The 18,637-nt window shown below is 71.1% G+C and carries 18 protein-coding genes; 11 read left to right on the top strand and 7 right to left on the bottom strand.

Going from position 1 to position 18,637, the window contains the following annotated elements; all coding sequences use genetic code 11:
• Positions 1 to 3: 3 nt before the first annotated feature.
• The 5 genes from pdxA to KY572_RS41100 all read right to left on the bottom strand — a co-directional run bounded on the left by pdxA (position 4) and on the right by KY572_RS41100 (position 5,292).
• Positions 4 to 978: a 4-hydroxythreonine-4-phosphate dehydrogenase PdxA gene (gene pdxA, locus KY572_RS41120; protein WP_224249216.1), complete on the bottom strand. Its 975-nt coding sequence runs from the start codon at positions 976 to 978 to the stop codon at positions 4 to 6.
• A gap of 126 nt (positions 979 to 1,104) precedes the next feature.
• Entirely contained in the window at positions 1,105 to 2,073 is a 969-nt protein-coding gene (locus tag KY572_RS41115; RefSeq protein WP_224249215.1) for a peptidylprolyl isomerase, read from the bottom strand.
• Positions 2,074 to 2,122: 49 nt separating this feature from the next.
• Positions 2,123 to 3,118 (bottom strand): peptidylprolyl isomerase, encoded by a 996-nt coding sequence (locus KY572_RS41110; RefSeq protein ID WP_224249214.1) that lies wholly within the window; start codon positions 3,116 to 3,118, stop codon positions 2,123 to 2,125.
• A 74-nt stretch (positions 3,119 to 3,192) separates the two neighbouring features.
• Positions 3,193 to 4,215 (bottom strand): peptidylprolyl isomerase, encoded by a 1,023-nt coding sequence (locus tag KY572_RS41105; RefSeq protein ID WP_224249213.1) that lies wholly within the window; start codon positions 4,213 to 4,215, stop codon positions 3,193 to 3,195.
• A gap of 57 nt (positions 4,216 to 4,272) precedes the next feature.
• Positions 4,273 to 5,292, bottom strand: coding sequence for an alpha/beta fold hydrolase (locus KY572_RS41100; RefSeq protein WP_224249296.1), 1,020 nt, complete (start codon positions 5,290 to 5,292; stop codon positions 4,273 to 4,275).
• A gap of 145 nt (positions 5,293 to 5,437) precedes the next feature.
• Between KY572_RS41100 and KY572_RS41095 the strand changes: the two genes are divergently transcribed.
• The 4 genes from KY572_RS41095 to KY572_RS41080 all read left to right on the top strand — a co-directional run bounded on the left by KY572_RS41095 (position 5,438) and on the right by KY572_RS41080 (position 8,043).
• Entirely contained in the window at positions 5,438 to 5,758 is a 321-nt protein-coding gene (locus KY572_RS41095; protein WP_224249212.1) for a CBS domain-containing protein, read from the top strand.
• 58 nt (positions 5,759 to 5,816) lie between these two features.
• Positions 5,817 to 6,074 carry a GIY-YIG nuclease family protein gene (locus tag KY572_RS41090; protein WP_224249295.1) on the top strand — a complete coding sequence of 86 codons (258 nt, stop codon included), beginning with the start codon at positions 5,817 to 5,819 and terminating at the stop codon, positions 6,072 to 6,074.
• 148 nt (positions 6,075 to 6,222) lie between these two features.
• On the top strand, positions 6,223 to 7,557 hold the full coding sequence (locus tag KY572_RS47955) for a sensor histidine kinase (protein WP_224249211.1): 1,335 nt from the start codon (positions 6,223 to 6,225) through the stop codon (positions 7,555 to 7,557).
• Between the two features lie 108 nt (positions 7,558 to 7,665).
• Complete coding sequence (locus KY572_RS41080; RefSeq protein ID WP_224249210.1) at positions 7,666 to 8,043, top strand: hypothetical protein; 378 nt, start codon at positions 7,666 to 7,668, stop codon at positions 8,041 to 8,043.
• Between the two features lie 13 nt (positions 8,044 to 8,056).
• Here KY572_RS41080 and KY572_RS41075 read toward each other — a convergent pair whose 3' ends face one another.
• A complete protein-coding gene (locus KY572_RS41075; RefSeq protein WP_224249209.1) occupies positions 8,057 to 8,368 on the bottom strand; it encodes a hypothetical protein in 312 nt (103 codons plus the stop codon).
• A gap of 20 nt (positions 8,369 to 8,388) precedes the next feature.
• Here KY572_RS41075 and KY572_RS41070 point away from each other — a divergent pair, with 20 nt between their 5' ends.
• Both KY572_RS41070 and KY572_RS41065 read left to right on the top strand, forming a co-directional pair.
• On the top strand, positions 8,389 to 8,739 hold the full coding sequence (locus KY572_RS41070; RefSeq protein ID WP_407660101.1) for a hypothetical protein: 351 nt from the start codon (positions 8,389 to 8,391) through the stop codon (positions 8,737 to 8,739).
• A 93-nt stretch (positions 8,740 to 8,832) separates the two neighbouring features.
• Entirely contained in the window at positions 8,833 to 9,240 is a 408-nt protein-coding gene (locus KY572_RS41065) for a hypothetical protein (RefSeq protein WP_224249208.1), read from the top strand.
• A gap of 5 nt (positions 9,241 to 9,245) precedes the next feature.
• Here the strand turns inward: KY572_RS41065 and nudC are convergent, their stop codons facing one another.
• Positions 9,246 to 10,085, bottom strand: coding sequence for an NAD(+) diphosphatase (nudC, locus tag KY572_RS41060; protein WP_224249207.1), 840 nt, complete (start codon positions 10,083 to 10,085; stop codon positions 9,246 to 9,248).
• A 305-nt stretch (positions 10,086 to 10,390) separates the two neighbouring features.
• Here nudC and KY572_RS47950 point away from each other — a divergent pair, with 305 nt between their 5' ends.
• From KY572_RS47950 to KY572_RS41035, 5 genes are all read left to right on the top strand, one after another.
• Positions 10,391 to 12,562, top strand: a complete 2,172-nt coding sequence (locus KY572_RS47950) for an ATP-binding protein (protein ID WP_224249206.1) — start codon at positions 10,391 to 10,393, stop codon at positions 12,560 to 12,562.
• Positions 12,553 to 14,382: a response regulator gene (locus KY572_RS41050; protein ID WP_224249205.1), complete on the top strand. Its 1,830-nt coding sequence runs from the start codon at positions 12,553 to 12,555 to the stop codon at positions 14,380 to 14,382. Before KY572_RS47950 ends, KY572_RS41050 begins: the two co-directional genes overlap by 10 nt.
• Positions 14,383 to 14,395: 13 nt before the next feature.
• Entirely contained in the window at positions 14,396 to 16,024 is a 1,629-nt protein-coding gene (locus KY572_RS41045; RefSeq protein ID WP_224249204.1) for a response regulator, read from the top strand.
• A 42-nt stretch (positions 16,025 to 16,066) separates the two neighbouring features.
• On the top strand, positions 16,067 to 17,104 hold the full coding sequence (locus tag KY572_RS41040) for a glycosyltransferase family 4 protein (RefSeq protein WP_224249203.1): 1,038 nt from the start codon (positions 16,067 to 16,069) through the stop codon (positions 17,102 to 17,104).
• Positions 17,105 to 17,482: 378 nt separating this feature from the next.
• A partial coding sequence (locus KY572_RS41035) for a sugar transferase (RefSeq protein ID WP_224249202.1) occupies positions 17,483 to 18,637 on the top strand: 1,155 nt, incomplete at its 3' end.

Raw genomic sequence — 18,637 nt, 5'->3', positions numbered from 1 at the left:
GAGCTACTTCCGGGCCTGAGCCATCAGCGCTGCCTTGAGCAGCGCCTCCACCATGGGCACGCGGCTGGCCTGGCCCGTGCCCGCCAGCGAGTACGCCGTGCCGTGGTCCGGCGAGGTGCGCGGCACCGGCAGTCCCAGCGTCACGTTCACCGTGCGCTCGAAGTCCAGCGCCTTGGCCGGGATGAGCCCCTGGTCGTGGTACATCGCCAGCACCGCGTCGTAGGGGATGTCATCCGGCCGCGCGAACAGCCCGTCCGCCGGCACCGGCCCGTGCGCGTCCACCCGCGCCGCCCGCGCTCGCTTGATGGCTGGAGAGATGATCTCCACCTCCTCGCGTCCCAGCAGCCCGCCCTCGCCCGCGTGCGGGTTGAGCCCCAGCACCGCGATGCGCGGCCGCCGGCCCACCACCGGCTTCAGCTCCCGCGACAGCAGCTCGAGCTGCTCGGTGAGCTTCTCCACCGTGAGCAGCTTCGGCAGCGCCGACACGGGCACGTGGTTGGTGGCCAGCGCCACCCGCACCCGCGGCCCGTCCATCAACATCAACACCTCCACCCCGAAGGCCTCCGCCAGCACCTCCGTGTGGCCCATGAAGGCAATGCCCGCGCGGGAGATCTGCTCCTTGGACACCGGCGCCGTGCACAGCGCGTCCACCTTCCCCGCGCGCGCCGCCTCGATCGCCGCCGTCACGAAGGCGTACTGCGCCTGTCCCCCCGCGCGCGTCGGCTTGCCCGGCCGGCGATCCTTCTCCGCCAGCGTCGTCACCTCGCACACGGTGGGGCCCACCGCGCGGCCCAGCGTCTCCGGCGTCGCCCGCGCGTACCTCCGGAAGATCGGAAAGCGCGCCAGCGTGGGCCCGTCCCCGAACACCACCGGCACCAGCGCCCGGCGCACCCGGGGCAGCGCCAGCGCCGCCGCCGTCACCTCCGGGCCGATGCCTGAGACGTCCCCCAGCGAGATGCCCACGATGGGTAGTGCCATGACCCTCTTCCCGAGCTCGCCCCCGCGTCCGGTCCACCCTCCTGCCGGGCGAACCTTGTCCGAACTGGTCTGCTTGTCATACCAGTTCGCGACCGGTTCGCCGGGAGGCTAGACCTTCGGACCTGGCTAGAGCTTCACCTCGACGATGGCCTTCTTGCGCAGCTCCTGCACGTACTGCTCGACGAACTTCTCGGTCTTCTCCTCCCGGAGCTTCAGCTCGAGCTTGGGGCGCATCTCCTCGTACGGCGTCACCCCCACCGCGCGCCGCTCCTCCACCTTCAGCACGTGCCAGCCGAAGTTGGTGCGGATGGGCTCGCTCACCTCGCCCACCTTCAGCGAGAACGCCGCCTTCTCGAACGCCGGCACCATCACCCCGCGACGGAAGAAGCCCAGGTCTCCGCCGTCCTCCCGGCTCGGGCCGTCGCTGCGCGCCTTCGCCAGCGCCGAGAAGTCCATCCCCGGCCGCCGCGCCTCCTCCGCGATGGACACCGCCTTCTTGCGCGCCTCCTCCACCTGCTCCGGCGTCGCCTTCGGATCCACCGACACCAGGATGTGGCGCGCGTGCACTTCCGCCTCCTCGCCCTCCAGCTTCGAGTACTGCGCGTAGGCCGCCTTCAGGTCCTCCTCGGAGATCTTCACCTTGGTCGCCACCTTCAGCTGCATCAGCCGGCCCCGGGCGATCTGCTTGCCCAGGAACTCCCGGTAGCTCTTCATCGTGTAGCCCTCGCGCGACAGCAGCTGCTCGAACTGCGCCGGGTCGCTGATGTTGTTCTGCTTGCGCACGTCCGCCATCGCCTCCTCGATCTCGGCCGACGTCACCGTCAGCCCCAGCTCGCGGACCTCCGCCTCCACCAGCCTCTCGGCGATGAGGATGTCCAGCGCCTGCTTGAGGATCTGGCTGCGCTGCTCGGCCCGCCTGCGCGGATCCCGCTCGGCCGCCAGGCGCGCCAGCTCCGGAGCCGCCCGCTGCTGCACCTCGGACAGCGCGATGATGTCGCGGTTCACCACCGCGGCCACCCGGTCCACCAGCTCCGCGCGCGCCACGCCGCCCACCAGGAGCGCGGCCACCGCGATGACACTCACCCACGTCTTCATCTCGTCCCTCATGCCGGCCCCAGGCAACCCCGAGGCCCAAGAGCCCGTTCTACTTCGCCACGGTCGGCTGCGGTACAGGCCTTCCACGGATGGCCTGCAGCGCCGACTCGTTCACCCAGACCTTCGCCTTCGCCTGCAGCTCCTTCTCGAAGGCCTCCTGCGCCTCGGACTGCTTCTTCGCCACGATGCGCGACTCCACCTGCCCGCGCACCTCGGCGAACTCATGCTTCCGTCCGGGCTTGAACTCGATGACCTTGAACAGGTGGTAGCCGTACTCCGTGGACACCACGTCCGACACCTGTCCCGGCCGCATGTTGAAGACCACCGCGTCGAACGCCGGCGGCATCTGCCCGCGCGGGAAGAAGCCCAGGTCTCCTCCCACCTTCGCGTCCGCGCTCAGCGAGTAGCGGCGCGCCAGGTCCGCGAACTTCTTGCCCGCCTTCAGCTGCGCCTGCACCCGCTTCGCCTCGTCCAGCCCCTTCACCACCAGCTGTGCCGCGTGCACCTGCTCGGGCTCCTGGAACTCCGACTCGTGCGCCGTGTAGTACGCGCGCAGCTCCTCCTCCGTCACCGCCACGCGCGCGTACACGTGCATCGAGAAGAGCTTCTCGATGATGAGCCGCTGGGACTCACGCGCGCGCAATTCCGACAGCGACAGCTGCCCCTGCGCCAGCGCGTCGCTGAAGCTGTCCGTGGGGTAGTCCCCCGTCAGCCGCAGCATCTGCCGGTCCACCTCCTCCGGCGTGACGGTGATGTTCTGCAGCTTGGCCTCCTGCAAGAGCAGCATCCGCTTCACCAGCGAGTCCACCAGCGCCCGCTTGAAGGGCTCGATCTCCTCCGGCGTGCGCTCCGGGGCCTCGGAGGAGGACAGCTCCCGCGACAGCTCCAGCTCGAACTCGGCGCGACTGAGCACCTCGCCATTCACCGTGGCCACCACGCTGTCGTCCGGCTCCTGCTGAGGGGGCTTGTTGCAGCCCACCGCGCCCACGGCGCCGAGCGCCAGGACGAGGAGGAGCGAGGAGGAACGGGTAGGAAAGGGGCGCATGCAGGCTTTCCTCTACGAGGGACGCGGCAGAAGGGCAACGGTCCTCCCCGCCCCTCCGCCTGGCAAGGTTGCCTTCATGGCATCCCTCCCCCGGAAGCGAGGGGGGCAGGCACCGTGCCCGGCATGGGCCCCGAAGGTGCGCGCATGGGCGCTGACACATCCACCTTCACCCGCGAGAGCATGCCCTCGTCGATGGAGAGCGCCTGGCGGCGGGCGACGTCCTCGAGGAAGTCCGCCCAGGCCCGGGTCTGCTTCGCGCCGCGCAGCCGTTCGGCCAGCTGCTCGCGCACCTCCTCCAGCGAGAGGTCCACCGCCGGCAGTCGCCCCTGGAGCTTGAGCAGGTGCAGGCCCTGCTCCGTCTGCACGGGGCCCACCAGGGCGCCGGACTCCGTCAGCCCGCGTGTCGCCTCGAGCACCTCGGGCCCGTACGCGCGGGCGAGCGCCTCGTCGGTGAGGAAGCGCATGTCTCCCTCCAGCGGCTGGGAGCGCGGCTCCTCGCTCTGCTCGCGCGCCAGCTTCCGGAAGGTGTCGAAGTCCGTGGGCGGCAGCGCGCGCAGCTGCTTCATCAGCTCCTCCGCCTTCGTCCGGGCGGCGGCCACCTTCGCGGCGTCACCCCGAGGCGCGGCCAGGAAGATGTGCGAGAGGCGCACCTGGGCGGGCCGCGAGAAGTCCGCCCGCTGGCGCGCGTAGGCCTCGGCCACCTCCGCGTCCGTGACGGTGGCGGGGGCCTGCTCCAGCTGCTGGCGCATCAGCCGGTTCACCAGCGCGCGCTTCAGGCTGGCCATCACCTCGGGGTCATCCTGCAGCCCTCGGGCGATGGCCTCGCGCGTGAGCAGCTCGAAGCGGGCCACGCTCTCCACGTACTCGCGCTTCGCCTCCGGCGTCTGGTAGCGCTCGCGCAGCGCCGGGCTCATCTCCAGGAAGCGCTGCTCCAGGGCCTCGGCGCTGAGGCTGTCTCCCTGCCAGCGCGCCACCGGCGTGCCGCCCTCCTGGCGGGTGTGCCGCACGTCCACCACGGCGCGGCCGGGCGCCGGAGCGCGCTCGCACGCCGCGAGCATCAGCGAGAGCAGGAGCAGGGAGCGAAGAGGGGCGGGCATGGAGGCGGGCGCTCGGGCTAGCACGACGAGCGGGCCTGAACAACCGAAGCCACCGGCTCAGGCGCGGGTCGCGTGCGCGGAGAGGAACGTCTCCACCAGCGGGAAGATTTCGTCCGGCGCGCGGCGGCCCAGCACCAGGTCCGCGTGGCCGTAGTCCTCCGCGAAGCCGTGCGCCCTGCCGGCGATCACCAGCTTCACCGGCCCGCCGAGGTGCTCCTTGGCCCGCGCCACCGCCAGCGGCGGCGCCAGCAAGTCCCGGCTCCCACCCAGCAGCAGGAAGGGCACGCGCACCTCGGCCAGCGGTACCCGGTAGTCGAAGCTCCCGTCGTAGGTGGTGAAGGCGTGCGTGTCGATCCACCGCGCGAACTGCCGCACCACGCCCCCGGCCAGGTCCGAGGGCACGTTGGCCAGGGCCCGGCGCACCACGTCCGGATCCATGTTGTCGGCCAGCATCATGTACCGCGTCATCGGCCCCGGCGGCGCGCCCAGGAAGGCGATGTTCGTAATCCGCCGCGTGGGGATGGTGGCCAGCCGCAGCAGCGGCTCGATGCGCTTCATGAAGATGCGCAGGCCCGGCTGTACCGCGAAGGTGAACGGGCTGCCCATCGTCACCGCGGCCCGCACCGGCGCCTGCGGGTTGCGTGCCAGGTGGGCATAGAGCATCAGCCCGCCCTTGGAGTGTCCCACCCAGAGCACCTCCTTGGCCCCGGTAGAAACCACCGTACGCACCGCGGTGCGCACGTCGTGCTCGGCCTGATCATCAAAGGTGAAGTCCGAGGCGCTCCCGGCCAGCCCCCGGCCGCGCAGCTCCATCACCCACGTCTCGAAGCCGGCGCGCGCCAGGTACCGGGCCAGGCTGTAGCGCTCGTCGAAGTCCATGTGGAAGCGATTGGCGCCCAGCCCGTGGCAGAGGATGACGGGCTGGGCGTACCGGCGCTCGCCGCGCGCGTGGTAGCGCCCCAGGGCGATGCCCGCCCCGTCATCCGTGGGCACCCGGTACAGCTCGTCCGGCCGGAACGGCAGCGTCAGCAGCCCCTCGCCGCTACGGCTCACCGCCTTGGAGAAGAGGTCCGCCATGCGGACCAGCCTCGGCGTCTGGATTCGCCTCACGCCTGGAGCTTACGCCCTGGCAGGTCGGGCGCCCCGTTGAAAAGTGAGCAATTAATTGGGTCGGCAGGCCCGTTGCAGTACTCCCCTGCAGATTGGCTTGGGAGGCCTTGAGATGCAGCAGCACGGGATGAGCGAGGAAATGACGGCATCGGTTACTGTCACCGTTTTACCCACAGACACGCTTCTGTGTGCCCTGCGGGTCATGAAGGAGCACCAGCTTCGGCTGCTTCCTGTCGTGGAAGAGACGGGAGCGCTCCTGGGGCTGATCAGCGAGGCTCACATTCTCGAAGCCTGGGAAGATGATCCGCTCCTCCTCGTCTCCGAGGTGATGGCCGGGTGTGGCCTGCCCGAGGAAGAAGAGGAGCCGTGGGAGGGAATCCGGTTGCCCCTCGCGGTGGGCTGGGAGTGGGCGGAGCAGCCCTCCAGCAACTGAGCGCCGTTGCGGTAGAGTCGCGCGCGTGTCGGACGCCTCTGGCGGTTGGACCGTCTACATGCTGCGCTGCCGGGATGGGACGCTCTACACCGGCGCCACCAACGACCTGGAGCGCCGGGTGGCCACGCACGGGCGGGGCAAGGGCGCCGCGTACACCCGGGCCCGCCTGCCAGTGACGCTGGTGTGGAGCGAGCCCGCGGAGGACCGAAGCGCCGCCCTGCGCCGCGAGGCCGCCCTCAAGCGCCTGTCCCGGCTCGAGAAGCTCCAGCTGATTGCCCCCGTGCGCCGACGCCGGCGCGCCCCTTCACGGGCCTGAGGCGACGCGCCGCTCCACAGCGGCTCGCTCGCTCGCCTGGGGGGCATACAACTGTGATTTCGGGTACTTGACGCTCATGGCTCGCCGTGAGAATGGATTTTGCTAAAAATCCTGAAATCAGTGGGAAGTGAGCTTTCTCTTGGATTCCGTGCCCCGCAGTGAGGGGGAACCCGCCCAGCCGCAGGCCGCGTCGGACGCCAGCGCGCGAGGCTCCGCGCTGAAGCGGGAGCGCGCGGTGGTGGGAATGGCCACCACGAACCTGCCCTTCTGGGGCATCGACGTGCTGTCCTCGCCGGCCCGGGTGCCGTGGGACACGCTGGCCATCCGCGCCAGCTGGGCGGTGCTGACGCTGGCGAGCCTGTGGGTGGTGCACCGCGTGGTGTCGCCCGTGCGCCGCGGCATGGTGGGGTGGCTCATCACCGGGCTGCTGCTGCCCAACGTCTGCCTGTCGCTGGTCATCTGGCGGCTGGGAGGCAGCCAGAGCCCCACGTTCGCGTGGCTGTGCGCGCTGCCGATGATGGGCATCTCCCTGTCGATGGGGGCGGTGTACCGCTCGCTGTGGAGCGCGGTGGCCTGCCTGGTGTCGGGGCTCACGCTGCTGGTGCTGGAGGGGCAGCCGGTGTCGCGGGTGGCCACGTGGGGGCTGCTCATCGGCGCCTCGGGGCTGGTGGCGGTGCAGGCCTCGTACTTCTACGCGCGGATGAAGCGCGAGCGCGCGGAGGCCGAGTCCCACCGGCGGGCCACGCAGGAGGCGCTGAGCGCCACGCAGCAGCGGGCGCAGGAGGCGGACCGGCTGGCGCAGGTGGGGCGGCTGGTGGCCGGCGTGGCGCACGAGGTGAACAACCCGCTGGCCTTCATCCAGGCCAACCTGCGCTTCCTCCAGGAGGAGCTGCCGCGCGAGGGCCGCTTCACGCCGGACCACGCGGCGGCGCTGAAGGAGACGCAGGAGGGCGTGGCGCGCATCCAGCAGATCGTCCAGGACCTCACGCGGATGGCGCGCGGCGCCACGGAGGCCGAGGCCGCTCGCCAGCCGAGCCCCTGCCCGCTGCCGACCGTCATCGAGGAGAGCATGCGGCTGGCCTCGGTGCGGCTCAAGAAGCTGGCGGTGGAGGTGGAGGTGCCCCCCGAGGTGCCGCTGGTGCGGGCGGACGCTCGGCGGCTGGGGCAGGTGCTGCTCAACCTGCTGCTCAACGCGGCGGACGCCCTGGAGGAGGCGCGCGTGGCGGGGCCGCGGGTGGCGCTCAAGGTGCAGGCGCGGCGGGAGCGGGTGTGCCTGGTGCTGGAGGACAACGGGCCGGGCTTCGCGCCCGAGCACCTGCCGCGGCTGTTCACACCCTTCTTCACCACCAAGGCGCAGGGCAAGGGCACGGGGCTGGGGCTGGCGCTCTCGCGCGAGTACGTGGAGGGGTTCGGCGGCTCGCTGAGCGCGGAGAACCGCCCGGAGGGAGGCGCGCGCTTCACCGTGGAGTTGCTCTCGGCGTGACACCCTCGACCTGAGTCCCATGCGGGTGTGGGACCGGAAGGGTAACGTGCGGCTCGTGGGGCCATCGTGTCCCCTCCAGAGCTGGATGAGGTGAGTGGAGGATCGTCCATGAAGTCGTCGAGTTCACGCTGGGCCGTCGTGGCGCTGCTGGTGGTGGCGGCGCTGGGGACGGGGTGCGGTACGGGCTTCAACAACTCGCCGTTGGTCACCGAGGGCCCCATGGTCTCCTCGCGAGACGTGGCCTCCGGGGACGAGGTGCAGATGCACCTCGTGGTGACGGACAAGGATGGGGACCCGCTGGTCTACAACTGGCTCCAGGAGCCGCTGGCGCCCGCCGGCTCGTTCAGCGACGTCACCGTGCGAGAGCCGAGCTGGGTGGCGCCCGAGGTGAGCTCGCCGCGGACCTTCGTGCTGAAGGTGACGATCAAGGACCCCGAGAACGCCACGTTGATCAGCTGGACGTCCATCCTGGTCCACCCGCGCTAGGCGCGCGCGCGCTTCAGTTCGTGGCGGTGGGAGTGGGCGCCGCGGGCGGCGGCGGCGTGGCCCGCTCCTTCTTGGTGCGGGCCCGGACGAAGAGGATGCCCAGCACGAGGAAGGCCCCGGCGCCGATGCCCGAGCCGATGAGCTGGGCGCGGATGAGGTCGTCCGTCACCTTGCGCACCACCTCGGGCAGGTTGCACATCGTCTGGGTGGCCAGCGCGGTGGAGTTGTACCACTCCATGAACTGGGGGGCCGCCAGCGACGCGACGAGGTTGCCCAGGAAGGCACCGGCGAGCATGAAGGTGAGCACCGTCTTGAGCCTGGCCATGGCAGGGGCACCTCGGAGGGGTGGCGGGTGAGCATCATTTATATGCGCTCGGGGCCGCCGCAAAGCCCGGACCGTGTTATCTGTGGGCCACCGTGCCGCTCCTGCCGCTCGCCGCCCTCTTCGGGCTCGTCACCGTCGCCTGCGCCTTCTTCCTGTTCCTCCACGCGTTCCGCCGCAGCGTGGGCACGGGGATGATGGTGCTGCTCATCCCCTTCTACATCCTCTTCTACGCCTTCAGTCAGTTCGAGCACCCGCGCAAGAACCTCATCCTCGCGGGCTTCTTCGGCTGCTCGGTGCTGGCGGCCGTGTTCCTGGGGCTGGGGACGCACGGCCTGGCCCGGCTGATGACGGGCCTGCCGCCGGGCTACTGAGCCCAGGGCGCCAAGGCCTCGGCAGGGAGGTGGTGCATCGTCACGCCTGAGCTCGCTGGCGCGCGCTGCGCGAGGCACCCGGACACGGCCGCGGTGGCGCCGTGCTCGCGCTGCGGCACCTTCCTGTGCGGCGACTGCACGGAGGTGCTGGGCGAGGAGGCCTTCTGCGCCGACTGCATGGACTGGCTGCGCAGGAACGGGCCTCCCTCCCGGGCGGTGAAGTGGCTCATTGGCGGGTGCATCGCCGGCATCTTCGTCTTCCCGCTCGTCCTGTTCCTGGCGGCGGTGCCCCACCTGGTGCTGGGCGTGGCCGCGATGCGGGTGGCCACGCGCGAGCTGCGCCGCATCGAGCGGGGCGAGGGGCCCCTGCGCGGCATCCCGCAGGCGAAGGTGGCGCGCGCGCTGGGGGTGGCGCACCTGGTGCTGTCGGCGCTGTGGGCGCTGCCCGGCCTGTTCATCTACTTCACCTGGGGACCCGGCTCCCGTGGCCCTCTGGGGTGAGCGCGCTACGGAGCCGGCGGCCCCCGGCTGGCCTTCACCCTCGCGATGAAGCTGTCGATGAGGGCTCGCGCGATGCTCACGCGGGGAGGAATGCGCGGCAGCTCGTCGATGGTGAACCAGCGCGCCTCGGCGATCTCCCGCCCGTCGATGCGCAGCTCTCCGCCCGCGTACTCGGCGGTGAAGCCCACCATGAGCGAGCGCCCGAAGGGCCACGGCTGGCTGCCGAAGTAGCGCAGGTTCTGGAGCTCCACGCCGACCTCCTCCTTCACCTCGCGCGCCACGGCCTCCTCCAGGGACTCGCCGGGCTCCACGAAGCCCGCCAGCGTGCTGAAGAAGGGCTCGGGGAACTGTGGCGCGCGCGCCAGCAGCATGGTGTCCCCGCGGGTGATGAGCACGATGACGGCCGGGGAGATGCGCGGGTAGAACGGCGTGCGGCAGGCGGGACACTTGCGCGAGCGCTCGCCGGGCACCAGCTGCGTGGGCGTGCCGTCCCGGCCGCAGAAGCGGTGGGTGATGTCCCACTCGGCGATGGCCAGGGCCCGGCCGGCGACCGAGAGCAGCACCTCGTCCACCTTGAGGAACAGGCCGCGCGCGCCCATCAGCTTCAGGCCCGGGGGCGGCTCCTGCCCTTTCGGGTAGGGCGCCGCGTAGCAGTCCACGCCATCCAGCGTGCCGAGGAAGTGCCCGGCCTGGGCCAGCTCCGGGAGCACGGCGCCCTTGGGAAAGCAGAGGGCGCCATCGCGCTCCTCGACGAGCAGCTCCAGCCCGTGCGCGGCGAAGAGCAGGGCCTGCTCACGACCGCGAGCGGGGGGCTCATGGCCCGGGATGAAACGAGGGGTGTTCACACCCGTCACCATACCGGGGAGCCTGCCTGCTTGCAGGCTCTGGCTACGAACCTGATACATTGTCATGTATCGGTCAGAGCTCCTCTGGCGGTGCGCAGAGGCTCCCCGGGCGGCGGGATTTCCCGTCGTCGGTCCCAGGGGGGGACTGCCAGGTCCGTGACGCCGTCCTATTCCTGCGCGCAGGTTTTCGTCCGGTTATCACCGTCTCCATCCAGGGCGAGCCCTGGGGGGCCGCGATGGGGGGCGTACATGCAACGACCGGGGTGGATGCTGTGCGCGGCCCTGGTGTTGAGTGAGGCCCGGCCGTGAGCTTCTTCCGGAGCCTGCGAGGCAAGGTCCTCCTGTTCTTCCTCCTCATCGACCTGGCCACGGTGGGGGCGCTGATCTTCACCGTCTCCGGCAACGCGCGCGAGGCGCTCGAGCAGAGCATCGGCGAGCAACTGCGGCTCGAGTCGCGCATCTCCTCCACGGACATCGAGGAGGAGCTGGCCTTCAAGTGGTCCTTCATGCAGTCGCTGGCGGGCAACACGTTCCTGATCAACAGCGTCACCGAGCCGCGGGGACATGAGGCGTACCTCGCGCCCTTCATGCAGCGGCTGCAGCTGCCGGGCCTGGGCGGAGAGGTGTCGGACGTGTGGGTGCTGGATGCGGGCGGGCGCGTCATCGCGCGCAACGGGCTGCACCCGGCCCACCCGGAGAGCTCCGTCGACTTCGCGCGCGAGCCCTGGTGGCCGGGCGTGAGCACTGGCCAGCCCGCCGTCGCGCTGGTCCAGCGAGAGGGCCGCTCGCGCCTGCTGTATGGCCTGCCCCTCTCGTCCCAGGGGCGTACCCTGGGCGCGGTGGTGTCCGAGTTCGACGTCGCGCTGCTGCGCGAGACGGCCGCGCGGGAGGGCTTCGGTGTCACGCTGCTGTCCGAGCAGGGGCCGCTCTTCGGGCCGCTCTCCCCGGAGGCGCTGCGGCGGGTGTGGAACCCCAGGGCCGTCTCGGGCGAGGACTCCACCTTCCTGCTCGGGGACACCTTCTACCTGGTCGCGCCGCTGAAGGGCTTCTCGCGCGAGCACGGGCTGGTCTGGTCGCTGGTGCTCTCCGCGCCGGCCGAGCGCATCCTCCGGCCGCTCCAGGAATTGCGCCAGCGCATGATGGGAGCGGGCGCCGTCCTGGCGGTGGTGTTCGCCGGGCTGGTCATCTGGGGCACCCGGCTGCTGCTGCGGCCGCTCGGGCGCATCGAGGGCACCCTGCGGCGCATCGTCGACGGAGGGGACCTGAGCCAGCGCGTCCGGCTCCAGTCCCGGGACGAGCTGGGCTCCATCGCCCGGACGTTCGACCAGATGATGGAGAAGCTCGAGCACCGCACGGCGGAGCTGGAGCGCTCCCGGGACGAGCTGGCGCTGCTGGCCCACATCACCTCGGCCTCTCCGGCCGCCATCGCGATGTGTGACTTACAGGGCCACGCCCACGTGTGGAACGAGGCCGCAGCGCGCCTCTTCGGGTGGAGCCAGGAGGAGATCTCCGAGCGGCCCTTCCTGGAGCGGCTGGTGCCGGCCAGCCAGCAGGGCGCGCTGGCCGAGCTCATGACGCGCTCGGGCAGCGAGGGGCCGGTGGAGTCCGAGGTGGGGCTGCTGAGCCGCACGCAGGGCGCCATCCCGGTGCAGCTGCTGGTGACGCGCATCGCGGACGCGGCCGCCCAGCCCCTGGGTTATGTCTTCATCATGCGCGACCAGCGCGAGGTGAAGCGCCTGCGCGAGTCGCTCGTGCAGTCGGAAAAGATGGCGGCCATGGGCACGCTGGTCGCGGGCCTGTCGCACGAGCTCAACAACCCGCTGGGCATCATCCTCGGCTTCGCGCAGGGGATGGCGCGGCGCTCCACGCTGGATGACGGCTCGCGCACGGCGGTGGCCGCCATCGAGCGGCAGGCCCAGCGCTGCGCGCAGCTCGTCCGGGCGCTGCTGGACTTCTCGCGCAACAAGGTGCCCTTCCGCGAGCGCGTCGCGGTGCCGGACCTCTTCGCCAGGCTGCGCGAGCTGGTCCAGGGACAGGCGCGGCGCGCCAACATCGAGCTGGAGATCCTCACGCCGCCCGGCGAGCTGCCCGAGCTGGAGGTCTGCGTGCAGGAGATCGAGTCGGCGCTGCTCAACCTCCTGGCGAACGCGCTGGATGCCACGCCGAGCGGTGGCTCGGTGAGCATGAGTGCCCGGGCGGTGGCGCAGGACACCGGCATCGAGGTGGTCGTCACGGACACCGGCTGTGGCATGTCCGAGGAAGTGCTCCAGAGGGCCTTCGACCCGTTCTTCACGACGAAGCCTGTCGGCCAGGGGACAGGGCTCGGCTTGTCCATTACAAGGAACATCGTCGAGGCGCACGGGGGCGCCATCGACGTGAAGACGGCCCCGGGAGCAGGGACGACGGTCCGGCTGTGGCTCCCGGCGGCAGGCGCGCCCCCCCAGGCGCAGCGCATGGAGGCGACCGCATGGAAATGAATCCACGAGTCCATCCGCCCGAGGCTCCGGCAAGGGAGCTGGCCGTCTCCTGGGAGCTCAGCGCCGGAGGGGTGCCCGCCTCCCGGGGCTCCTCCTCGGCCCTGCCGAAGCGCAGCGTGCAGGAGCTGACGCCCGGCGGCGGCATCTCCGTGCTCGTCATCGACGACGAGCCGGACATGCGCGAGATGCTGGCCTTCTCGCTGCCCGCCAACGAGTTCGAGGTGGTGACGGCGGACGGGGGCCGCGCCGCGGTGGAGGTGCTGGGCACCCGCCGCTTCGACGTGGCCATCACGGACCTGAAGATGCCGGGCATGAACGGCGTGGAGACGGTGGCCGCGCTGCGCGAGCTGGATCCGGACATGGAGGTCATCGTCGCCACGGGCTACGCGAGCCTGGAGACGGCGCTGGCCTGCATGAAGCACGGCGCGTACGACTACATCCGCAAGCCGTATGACATCGCCGAGCTGCGCCACCTCATCCTGCGCGCGGTGGAGAAGCGGCGCCTGCGCTCGCTGGTGCCGCTGTACGAGGTGAGCTGCGCGCTGCTCTCGCTGCGCACGCGCAACGAGGTGCTCTCGCACCTGGGCGAGCTGGCGTTGGACCTGGTGCCGCACCAGGCCTTCCGGCTGCTGCTGCCGGAGCTGGGCTCGGGCGAGCTGAACGTCTGCTCTTCCCCGGACGGGCTGGAGGTGCCCACCCACGCGCTGCGCGAGCTGGCGCGGCGCTCCATCGAGGGCCAGGAGCCCGTCTGCGTGGTGAACTCGTCCCGGGACTGGCCCTTCTCACCGGTGGACCGGATCGGCTCGGCGCTGGCGTACTCGCTGCAGGTGGGGGCGGCGCCCGCGGGCAGCCTCATCCTGCTGCGCGGCGTGGGGCAGCCGGTGTTCTCCGTCTCGGAGCTGCAGCGCGGCAGCCTCTTCGCGGCCCAGCTCGCGCTGGCGCTGGAGACGGCGCGCCTCAACGGCGAGCTGGAGGCCCGGGTGAAGGACCTGGAGGCCACCCGCGAGGAGCTGGTGAAGGCCGAGAAGCTGGCCACCGTCGGCAAGCTGGCCGCCGGCATCACCCACGAGCTGAGCAACCCGCTGGCCTTCACCAAGGCCAGCCTCCAGACGCTCACCTCGTACTCGCGGGACGTGAAGTCCCTGTGGTCCACCGCCCGCCAGGTGGCCGCGGAGCTCTCGCGGCGGGACGACCCGAGCCTGGCGGAGCTGGCGCGCAAGCTGCTCACCGCCGCCGGACAGCAGGCCGAGGCCTCCATCCAGGACACGGAGGAGGCCGCCGGGGACGCCATGGAGGGCATGCGCCGGGTGGAGGCGCTGCTGACGGAGCTGCGCGCCCTGTCCGGCGGCAGCCCCGTGGCGCCCGTCGAGCGCGTGGACGTGGTGCCGCTGCTGGCCACGTGGATGCGCGAGGGGCTGCTGAGCCGGCCGCTCCAGGTGGAGGCCGCCGCGCCCGTCTTCGCCCGCGTCGGGCGGGATGATCTCGAGTCCAGCCTGGGGCGCATCCTCGCCTTCCTGTGCGAGACCACGCCGCCGAAGCCGGGCACGGCCCCCGTCCCGCTGGCCATCCGCGCCAGCTACGAGGCGGGCCGCCCCGTCATCCGGCTGGAGGATCCGCTGCTCGGGCTGAGCGAGGCGCGGCGCGCGGAGATCTTCGATCCGCACATCCAGGTGGACTCGCGCGCCGGACACACCATGCGCCTGAACTTCGGGCTCGCGCTGGCGTGGCGGCTCTTGCGCCGCATGGGCGCGGACCTGAGCGTCGTTCCAGGCACCTCCGGAGGCAGCGTCTTCCGGCTCGTCCTCCCGGCGGCGGAGTAGGGACTTCCCGGGCATGGGCGGACAGATTCTCATCGTGGATGACGAGCGGGACATCCGCCAGCTCCTCAGCGACATGCTGTCGCTGGAGGGGCACGAGGTGACCGAGGCCTGCAACGGCTCCGAGGCGCTGGAGCGGCTGCGCAAGGCCTCGTTCGACCTGGTGGTGACGGACGTGCGGATGCCGAGCCTGGGCGGGGTGGAGCTGCTGCGCCGGGTGCGCGAGGCCTCGCCCTCCACCGAGGTCATCGTCGCCACCGCCTACGCCGAGCTGGAGACGGCCATCGAGTGCATGCGCGCGGGCGCGTTCGATCTGCTGCGCAAGCCCTTCAAGCTCCAGGAGCTGTTCTCCTGCGTCTCGCGCGCGCTGGAGAAGCGCCGCTTCAACGTCTCCACGGACCTGGTGCGGCTGAGCCAGGCCCTCTTCGAGCAGAACGCGCTCGAGCAGCTGCCGCGCGCCATCGTGGAGAGCGTGCGCTCCTTCATGTCCGCGGACGCGGTGCTGCTGGCGCTGCCGGACACGGACGGCAAGCTCCAGGTGGCGCACGCCCACGGGCTGGCCGACGAGAAGGAGAGCGCCCTCGGCCTGTCGCTCGGCGAGCGGATGGTGCGCCTGCTCCACCAGGACCAGACGCCGGCGGTGCTGGGGCCGCTGGGCGGGGACTGGCGCTTCAAGGACTTCCAGGAGCTGCCCCCCGAGGTGTCGGCGCTGCTGCTGCCGCTGACGGCGGGCGAGCGGCTGCTCGGGGTGCTCGTCGTCCTGCGCCGCTCCGAGACGCGGCCGCTGAGCCGGGGAGAGCTGGACCGGGCCTCGCTGCTGTCCTCGCACGCGGTGCTGGCGCTGGAGAACGGGCGGATGGCGGGCCAGCTCTCCGCCTCCGAGCGCATGGCCTCCATGGGCCTGGTGGCCGCGGGCATCAGCCATGAGATCAACAACCCGGCCAGCTTCGTGCTGAGCAACCTCAGCTACATCCAGGAGGGGCTGGCCACGCTGGGCCGGAGCCTGAACCCGGAGCTCGACGGCCGGCCCGCGGGGACCGGGCCCGTGTGGGGCCCCCGCGAGCAGGAGGAGTTCGAGTCCGTCCTCCAGGCGGTGAGCGAGGCGCACGAGGGCACGCGCCGCATCTGTGAAATCGTCCGGGACATGCGGGCCCTGTCTCGCATGGATGACGCGGCGACCGGCTGGTTCGAGCTGAACGAGGCCATCCGCTCGGCGCTGCGCATCACCCGGGCGGAGACGACGCCGGCGGCCACCGTCATCGTGGACCTGGCCGAGGGGCTCCACGTGCGGGGCAGCCCCAGCCGCGTGTCGCAGATCTTCAGCAACCTGCTCATCAACGCGGCGCAGGCGCTGGCGGACTGGAAGGGGCCGCGCCGGGAGATCCGCGTCTCGTCCCACCGGGTGGGGGACCGGGCCCTGGTGGAGGTGGCGGACACGGGGCCGGGCATCGCCCCCGAGCACCTGTCGCGCGTCTTCCAGCCCTTCTTCACGACGAAGGGGATGACGACGGGCACCGGGCTGGGGCTCTCCATCAGCCGGGACATCGTCCGCCGGCTGGGCGGCGACATCGAGGTGCAGAGCGAGCGGGGCGTGGGCACCGTCTTCACGGTGTCACTGCCAGCGCGCCCCGCCGAGGGGACGTGATAGATGGCGTCCACACGGGCCGCTGACGGCCAGAGGGACGCGATGCCGAAAGACTCCGCATACATCGGCGTGGGCGAGCCGGTGAGCCGCGTCAACGACGCGCTGGAGAAGAAGGGCCCCATGGGCGAGTTCGCGGCGATGAGCCGCGGCGTCTTCACGCAGGTGCTCTCCATGGCGCAGCGGGGGCTGAACCCGGCCTCCAACGTGGACTGCGCCCGCTTCGCGCTGGCCGCGTGGCGCGAGACGCGCGAGCACCAGAACCTCTTCCTGGCCGAGGAGTTCCCCGCCATCCAGTTCCTCGGGGTGGACCGGCTGCTGAGCCGCCGCAAGCGCCGCATCGTGCTGCTGGTGCACAACGTCTCCAGCAAGAAGCGCTGGCTGGCGCTGGCGAAGCTGGGGCTCGGCAAGCGGGTGGACCACTTCCTGTGCCTGTCGCCGCACAGCCAGCGCGTGCTGGTGGAGCAGTACGGCCTGCCACCCGAGCGCGTCTCCGTCATCTACTCACGGGTGGACACGGCGTACTTCCAGCCCCGGCCCGAGCAGCCCACGAAGCGGCAGGTGTGCGCGGCGGGCGCGGTGAACCGCGACTACGACTCGCTCATCGAGGCGGCCACGGGGCTGGACGCGGAGGTGAAGATCGCCGCGGACACGGTGTGGCGCTACTCGGTGGCGGGCAAGCAGACGCAGGCGCGGCCGCTGCCGCCGAACGTGGAGATGCGCTCGTGGGGCACCTACGCCAACCTGCGCCAGCTCTACGCCGAGTCCCGGGTGGTGGTGGTGCCGCTGGCCCGGCCCATCATCAGCGGCATCACCGTGGCGCTGGAGGGCATGGCCATGGGCAAGCCCGTCATCCTCACGCGCAACCCGTACGTGGAGGGCTTCATCGAGGACGGCGTCACCGGCTTCCACGTCGAGCCCTCCAACCCCGCCCAGCTGCGCGAGCGCATCCGCTGGCTGCTCGACCACCCGGAAGAGGCCGAGGCCATGGGCCGGCGGGGCAGGCAGAAGGCCGAGCGGGACTTCTCCGTGGAGCGCTACGTGGAGCGCATCCTCGCGCCGTTCTCCGCGGCCGGCCCGTGAGCCCGGCTCCGGCCCCATCGACACGGCGCGCCAACCCACTCCCGGAAAACCCCGACAATGCACTCCCGGGAAAACCTGTTGGGGGACCGAGCAAGCAACCCCCTGGGTTGTCATCAGCATATTTGATGCGTTTTGATCACTCTCCGGGGGATGCGCCTGTAATCGATGGGAGGGAGGGTTGATTTTTCATCAGGCGCGGTCGGACCTGACCCCAGGGGTCTGAAGGCGGCGGCAATTCTCAGCTTGCTTGCGTGCACTTTTCGAGGGCCCATACAATCTTCGGCGGTCCAGAGCGTGGTGGTGCCGTGATTTCTCGCCCACTTCCGCAGGTGGGCGGCGTCACCCCGGGGCTGTTTCCTGGGACGTGGGGAGCTTGGCATGCAAACCGCATCGGTCCAGAAGGAAGTCTCCGAGAATTCGCCGGCGGGTGAGGCCGTGAAGCCAGCGCCGGCTCCGGAGGCGCCGCGACTGGTTGCGCCTCCTCCACCCGTGGTGCAGAAGCCCACGCGCGGGCGCCTGGCGCCGGGCTTCGCGGCGAAGCTGAACCTGCTGGTGGATCTGCTGCTGGTGGTCGTCGCGCTGCTGGGCTCCACGGTGCTGATGGGGCACTCGCTGCAGCTGGCGAACCTGGACCTGTGGCTGCTGCTGGGCGAGGCGGGACTGGCCTGGCTGCTGCTGGGCACGGCGCTGTGCCTGTATGACCCGCGCTTCTCGGACCGGGCGCCGCTGGATGACCTGGCGCTGGTGTCCATCACGGTGGTGTCCGTCACCGGCATGCTCTACCTGTCGCGCCTGCTGCTGGCGGGCGGCATGCCCGTGGTGGCGCTGAGCTTCTTCCCGCTGCTGTTGTGGCTGAGCGTGGTGGGGCTGCGGCAGTTCGTGTTCCGCAGGCTCGCGGTGCGCGAGGAGCCCATCGACGAGGCGCTCATCCTGGGCATCGGCGCGATGGGCCGGCTGACGGGCGAGCACCTGGCGGAGCACGGCCGGCGCCGCGTCACCGGCTACCTGGCCTTCAGCAACGAGCAGACCACGGCCAACTCGCCGGGCCCGCTGCTGGGCAAGGTGGAGCAGCTGGAGGAGGTGCTCTGCCGCGTGCCGGTGGATGTCGTCTACATCTCGGGCAACGTGCAGAAGCACGGCCAGGAGATGCAGGCGGCCATCAAGCTGTGCGAGCGCTTCGGCATCCCCTTCGCGTTGCCGGCCCACCCGTTCCGCATGGACCGCGCGCGCCCGGAGCACAACCACGCGGTGGCCGACGGCTACCTGCACTTCGTGACGCACGCGCCCCGGCCGCACCAGATGGCCATCAAGCGCCTGTTCGACATCATCTCGTCGTCGGCGGGCCTGGTGGTGCTCTCGCCGCTGCTCATCACGGTGGCCGCCATCATCAAGCTCACCTCGCGCGGCCCCATCTTCTTCAAGCAGAAGCGGGTGGGCCTGCACGGCAAGCCGTTCAACATGCTCAAGTTCCGCTCCATGGTGGTCAACGCCGAGGAGCTGCGCGCCAAGCTGGAGGCGATGAACGAGCAGAGC

Source organism: Hyalangium gracile, assembly GCF_020103725.1.
In the GTDB taxonomy this organism is placed as follows: Bacteria; Myxococcota; Myxococcia; order Myxococcales; family Myxococcaceae; genus Hyalangium; species Hyalangium gracile.
The sequence above is the reverse complement of the archived record's forward strand: the minus strand, read 5'-3'. Positions and strand labels throughout refer to the sequence as shown.

Excerpts from the sequence above, each read along its gene's own strand:
- pdxA (WP_224249216.1), bottom strand. The coding sequence starts at position 978 with ATGGCACTACCCATCGTGGGCATCTCGCTGGGGGACGTCTCAGGCATC.
- KY572_RS41080 (WP_224249210.1), top strand. The coding sequence starts at position 7,666 with ATGAAGTCGTCGAGTTCACGCTGGGCCGTCGTGGCGCTGCTGGTGGTG.
- KY572_RS41090 (WP_224249295.1), top strand. The coding sequence starts at position 5,817 with ATGCTGCGCTGCCGGGATGGGACGCTCTACACCGGCGCCACCAACGAC.
- KY572_RS41110 (WP_224249214.1), bottom strand. The coding sequence starts at position 3,118 with ATGCGCCCCTTTCCTACCCGTTCCTCCTCGCTCCTCCTCGTCCTGGCG.
- KY572_RS41050 (WP_224249205.1), top strand. The coding sequence starts at position 12,553 with ATGGAAATGAATCCACGAGTCCATCCGCCCGAGGCTCCGGCAAGGGAG.
- KY572_RS41040 (WP_224249203.1), top strand. The coding sequence starts at position 16,067 with ATGCCGAAAGACTCCGCATACATCGGCGTGGGCGAGCCGGTGAGCCGC.
- KY572_RS41115 (WP_224249215.1), bottom strand. The coding sequence starts at position 2,073 with ATGAAGACGTGGGTGAGTGTCATCGCGGTGGCCGCGCTCCTGGTGGGC.
- KY572_RS41105 (WP_224249213.1), bottom strand. The coding sequence starts at position 4,215 with ATGCCCGCCCCTCTTCGCTCCCTGCTCCTGCTCTCGCTGATGCTCGCG.
- KY572_RS41045 (WP_224249204.1), top strand. The coding sequence starts at position 14,396 with ATGGGCGGACAGATTCTCATCGTGGATGACGAGCGGGACATCCGCCAG.
- KY572_RS41095 (WP_224249212.1), top strand. The coding sequence starts at position 5,438 with ATGCAGCAGCACGGGATGAGCGAGGAAATGACGGCATCGGTTACTGTC.
- KY572_RS41100 (WP_224249296.1), bottom strand. The coding sequence starts at position 5,292 with ATGGCGGACCTCTTCTCCAAGGCGGTGAGCCGTAGCGGCGAGGGGCTG.
- KY572_RS41075 (WP_224249209.1), bottom strand. The coding sequence starts at position 8,368 with ATGGCCAGGCTCAAGACGGTGCTCACCTTCATGCTCGCCGGTGCCTTC.